This is a genomic window from Burkholderiales bacterium (assembly GCA_013695435.1).
GTDB lineage: Bacteria > Pseudomonadota > Gammaproteobacteria > Burkholderiales > JACMKV01 > JACMKV01.
The window spans coordinates 1-5,004 of the sequence record JACDAM010000151.1 but is presented as its reverse complement, the minus strand read 5'-3'; the positions used below and the strand labels follow the sequence as shown (position 1 = coordinate 5,004).

Here is a 5,004-nt window from a genome sequence, read left to right as displayed (position 1 = left end):
GGGAAACTCAGCTTCGACGCATCGCCCGGAGGATCGTCGCCCAGATATTCTTTTCGGTCGGGCCAGTGCCTGCTCCATCCAGCACGCAAGAGCACGATCGTTCCCGCAGCGATCTTCCCGTGACGCTTTTCGAACTCGAGCACATCTGTGGGCGAGAGCCGGTAATCGCGATCTCTTGCAGCCTGTTCGGAAACGTCGATCACTACTGCCGGCGCGACGAGCTGGGCCAGCGGAATTTGTTCCGTGCTGTGTTTACCCTCGCCGAAATGCAGCGGCGCATCCAGATGAGTCCCTCCGTGCTCGGCGGTGCAAAGGGCATTCGCCGCGTAGAAGAAGCCGGCATCGGTTTTGCCGTAGGCTTTTCTCTCGAGCTTGAAGCCGGAAGTATCGGTCGGCCAGTAGATCGTCTGCTCGTTGAACGAATGGGTAAGATCGATCAACGAGTGGGCGTCGAGATCGTGCGCGAACGCTTGCCCCGCGGCAGCAAGAAAAAGCGCAACGATGCAAAATCGTTTCAGACAGGAGGTTTCCATATAGCAGCGGAAGCTATTGCTTGCTCGTGCGTACGGTGTAGGACCTCGCGCAATTGCCGGCTAAACGCGACCAATTGAGCGGAAGCTATTGCTTGCTCGTGCGTACGGTGTAGGGCTTTCCCGCTTCACCGGAAAAAAATACCAGAATTTTTACGGGGCCGGTCCCAACGTTTTTTCCGTTGTGCGGCGTGTTGATGACTTCGACAAACGCCTCTCCGGCTTCGTACCTGAATTGTTCGCCGCCCTGTACCTCTATCACGACGCTGCCTGAAAGTATGTACCCGTAGCCGGGCACGGGATGCTGGTGCCATCCCGTTTCCTTGCCCGGCGCGATCTCCACCTCCAACGCCGTTACCTCGGGCGTGGATGGGTAGGTGATAGATTGGCCGAGCGACGTGGTAACGGTCTTGAGCAGCGGTTTGACCTTGACGTCAGGCTGGTACTCGGAGGCGCCCGGCTTGTCTCCGAGGGCCCCGTTGCCCGCGAACAAAACGATAATGGCGAGCGTTGCAACAAATGCTCGTTTCATAATTCCTCCTGATGATCCAAGTGGCGCGTTTTTTCATGTCCAAACTTCATAGCGCCCTGTGATCCGACGAGTGCGATTCAGGAATAATTTGCATCTCTTCGCCTCGAACGTCACTTCGCCTCAGATACGCATTCTCCCAAAGGCCTCGCCGTGACGCGCTGATAAAAAGTCATGTTCTTGCCTCCCATCCTGACGTCCAGTCTGCCCGCGATCAGGTCCTTGCCGAGATTCCACTGCGCCGTGCCCGTCTTGCCGTGCGCGGCTTGGCAGCTTAGAAGGTAGGTCAGCGTATCCCCATTGCGATTTTCGTTGTCGAGCTTGCACCCCTGGAGCGAATGGTGTTGCAGAATCGGGAAAGCGGTCGCGAGATCCTGTTGGCTCAAGCAGCGTTTTTCGCGGGTGTCGGCGTAGCGCAGGTTGTTTTCGAGATGAGGCATGCCGGTTTCGGTGGTGATTTCATAGAGTCTCCTGGGCATGGATTCCGCAGGGTGTGCCTGTTGGCAAACCAGCGCCGAGAAAGCCAGCATCCCGCAGAATAAACACCGTAACAGGCTGGACGCGCCGGCAACTCCGGGGTGCCTGTCGTTCGCGCGGTGCGCTTGAAGCCCGATTGCGTTCATGTAATGGTCAATCATCGCATAGGACTATTCGCTGACTTTTGGTTATGACTTGCAATTTTCGAAACTTGTCCCGAGACTCTGCCCACCGAGAATGAAGCGTATCGCGCGCAAAACGCTTACCTCAAGCGCGAGGGGGGCAGTTTCTGCGCTTTGGCGAAATCCTGATGTTCACGACCTGCGCTGCCGAAACTGCTGCCACGCTTTCTCCGCGCGATCTGGTGGATCCGAGCAATGCGGGAAAGCCCGCTGGCGCGGCCACTCCACCATTGCGGTAAGAACCAAAGGCGTCCCCATCGTACAGCCTTCGGCAAGCGGGCGGAGAAACGCCGTTGTGGCGATGGCGGGGATGAAGCGACGCTGATGATTGGGTGCTCACCTCTCGCGCTCCTCAAGAGTTTTCGCTGGAAGAATGCACGTTCGATGAAGCCGCACGCCTGACAGCTATGGGCGCGCACAGTTATGTGTCGTGATAAACCGACACAAAAAGCTATGGAAGATCAGTAGCTTCCGTAGAATCATTAAAATTGCTGTCCTAAATGAGGGACACATTCGCGTGGGAAACATAGCCGCTGCGGCGCGCAAGGCGCTGATTGTTAGTAATTTGGTGGCGCTGGCCGAACTCTTGCTGGCCCCGCCTCCCAATGAAAGCCAAGCGTTCCAGTACGTTCTCGACGCCTCGGTCTCGCCGAAACAAAATCCGAATAAGCCGACGGGTTTTTTCGCGTCAACGTTGTTTCCGTTGCTCTTTCATCAGTTCAGCGATGGAAATTCGCGAGCGGTCGTTTCCGCATTGTTTTCAGGAGTTGATAAATGGCACAAGGAATTGGCACACGCACGGACGCCCCCACTGTTGTGCTGCACTGGATCATGGTGGTCGCGCTCGTCGTCAGTTTGCTGACAGGTCTGCGAATCGCGGCCGATGAGGAGGGTGCGGCATGGGCGTCGTTCCTCGACCCCGTGTTATTGCAAGGCAGCGTGGACTGGCTGCATGTGTTTAGCGCGTCGTTGCTGTCCATCGTTGCAATTGCCTACATCGTTTTTCTCTGGCGCGCGCACCTGACGTCGCGGCTATCGCTCCGTTCGGGAACGATTTCGACGCGCGAGGGCCGCTGGCGCGCGATTAACCGAGCCCTCTATTGGGTCGCGTTTGCTTTGCTCATCGCGGCCGGAGTGACCGGCTCATTGATGTATTTCTTTCCGGGCCTATTGCCCGAGCGCACCATCGCTGCCGTGCACCAGTACGTCGCCTGGGCGATCATCGTCTACGTCGTCGCGCATGTGGTCGCGCAAATCGCGGTTGGCGGTTTGCGCGGGCTTCTGCGCATCGTCAGTCCCCGCGCAGCTTACGGCGGCGCGGCGTTGGCCGCCATCGCGGCCTCCGCGGTCGCGGTTGCAGCGGTCCTCTACCCGCTCGATAAAGCGGTGATCGCACCGCTCAACGTTCGCCATGTAGCCGAGTTGCCTAAGATCGATGGCGAGCTAGACGACACCGCGTGGCAGCACATCGAACCGGTCGAACTGCATACCACGCGCGGAACCAATCTTCCCGGCGGCGAAGTGGCGGTGCGCGTTCGCGGCGTCCACGATGGAGAACAAGTGGCGATGCTGTTCGAATGGCGCGACTCAACGCGCAGCCAGAAGCACGTTCCGTTGATCAAAACCCCGGAAGGCTGGAAGCTTCTGCAAACCAAGTTCGACATCCAGGATGAAGATGAATATTACGAAGACAAATTCGCCGTCATGTTTTCGCTGAACCCCGAGGTCGCGGGCGGCGGCTCGTCCCATCTCGGGCCCAAGCCTCTGGCCGACAAACCCGGCGCGCCCGGTAAACGCGGTTTGCACTTCACCAGCGACGGCAGCTACGTGGATGTCTGGCACTGGAAAAGTGTGCGGACCGGCCCGCTCAATCAGGTAGACGACAATTACTTCGGCCCCCCGATGCCCGTTCCCGACAAGCCCGGCGCGCGCTATACCGGCGGTTATACCCAGGATCCGAAAACCGGCGGTGGCTTCGAACAAAATTACAAGAAGCTCGAAGGCACGCCGTATGTCGAACCGAAATGGCTGCCCCGGGATTTTCCGCAACTTGCCGCACGCATGGGAACGATTGATCTCGACCCCAACGTCGGCGACAGCGGCCAGTGGTGGATGATGATTCGCGATACCGTTCCCTACAGCAAAGAGCTCGACGATTATGCGGTCGGGACCGTGCTTCCTTCGATCGTGATAGACAAGCCGTTCACCGGCGATCGCGGTGATGTCACGGCGGTCGCGAGCTGGAAGGGGGGCTGGTGGCGGCTGGAAACGGTGCGCAAGATCGGTGCCGGTTCGAAGTTCGACGTTGCGCTTGATAACGGAACCTTCATGTGGGTATCGGTATTCGACCATACGCAGACCCGCCACAGCCGTCATTTGCATCCGCTCAAGCTCGTATTGAAATAGCCTGGCGCAAACCGATCAAAGAACTGCCGTCAGGGAAAACGATTGAGCGTAATCAGGATAAAGCAGTGGGCGGCCCCGATCGATGCACGTAAAGCGACTATACTCGACGCCGCGTTAGATGCCGGCGTACCGTATCCGCATGGATGCCGAAGCGGCGAATGCGGCGCATGCAAATGCCGGCTGCTGGCAGGACAAGTGAAGTCATACGGTTACTCGCCCGATGCGTTAAGCAAAAGGGAGTGCGCCGCCGGATTAATCCTCGCCTGTCGATCGAGACCCGTGGGCGACATCGAAATCGCGTGGCTCGACGATGCCGCGCCATCGCCTCAGCATGCGATACAAACTCTAGACGCGACGGTCATCGGCAGAGAACAGGCTACTCACGATATCACTCGCCTACATCTCGAAGCCGCCGGCCAGCCTTTGACTTTCAGCGCCGGCCAGTATGCGGAACTGGGCTTCGGCGGTCTACCAACGCGGCCTTACTCGATGGCCAATATTCCGGGGAACGGACCGCTCGAGTTTCACATCCGTCAATTACAAGGCGGGCTTGTCAGCAATTACGTCGCCAACGAACTTTGCGTCGGCGATCCCGTGAAAATCGAGGGCCCTTACGGCAGCGCGCAGCTACGCGAGAACGCGGCGCGCCCGATGTTGTTGGTGGCCGGCGGATCAGGCCTCGCCCCAATCAAATCCATCCTGCTCGCTGCCCTGGCGTTACCCTGGCGAGGCGCGATTCATTTATACCACGGCGTGCGCGACGCTCGCGATCTCTATGATGTTGGATTACTCTCGGAGCTCGCTTCCCGTCATCGCTTCAGATTCGTTCCGGTATTGTCGGCGCCCGCCACTGCGACGTCCCCGCATCACGGATTTGTCC

The 5,004-nt window shown here is 58.5% G+C and carries 5 protein-coding genes; 2 read left to right on the top strand and 3 right to left on the bottom strand.

The features are described 5' to 3' along the window. The 3 genes from H0V78_07960 to H0V78_07950 form a co-directional block, all read right to left on the bottom strand. On the bottom strand, nucleotides 1–533 hold a 533-nt coding region (locus H0V78_07960), incomplete at its 3' end, for a cyclase family protein (GenBank protein MBA2351712.1). 85 nt (nucleotides 534–618) lie between these two features. Then, nucleotides 619–1,062, bottom strand: coding sequence for a cupin domain-containing protein (locus H0V78_07955; protein ID MBA2351711.1), 444 nt, complete (start codon nucleotides 1,060–1,062; stop codon nucleotides 619–621). 110 nt (nucleotides 1,063–1,172) lie between these two features. After that, entirely contained in the window at nucleotides 1,173–1,697 is a 525-nt protein-coding gene (locus tag H0V78_07950; GenBank protein MBA2351710.1) for a DUF3617 family protein, read from the bottom strand. Nucleotides 1,698–2,492: 795 nt separating this feature from the next. On the opposite strand from H0V78_07950, the gene H0V78_07945 reads away from it, so the two are divergent. Further along, nucleotides 2,493–4,124, top strand: a complete 1,632-nt coding sequence (locus H0V78_07945; GenBank protein ID MBA2351709.1) for a cytochrome b/b6 domain-containing protein — start codon at nucleotides 2,493–2,495, stop codon at nucleotides 4,122–4,124. 42 nt (nucleotides 4,125–4,166) lie between these two features. After that, nucleotides 4,167–5,004 (top strand): 2Fe-2S iron-sulfur cluster binding domain-containing protein (locus H0V78_07940; GenBank protein ID MBA2351708.1); only part of this gene is annotated, 838 nt, incomplete at its 3' end.

Excerpts from the sequence above, each read along its gene's own strand:
- H0V78_07955 (MBA2351711.1), bottom strand. The coding sequence starts at position 1,062 with ATGAAACGAGCATTTGTTGCAACGCTCGCCATTATCGTTTTGTTCGCG.
- H0V78_07945 (MBA2351709.1), top strand. The coding sequence starts at position 2,493 with ATGGCACAAGGAATTGGCACACGCACGGACGCCCCCACTGTTGTGCTG.
- H0V78_07950 (MBA2351710.1), bottom strand. The coding sequence starts at position 1,697 with ATGATTGACCATTACATGAACGCAATCGGGCTTCAAGCGCACCGCGCG.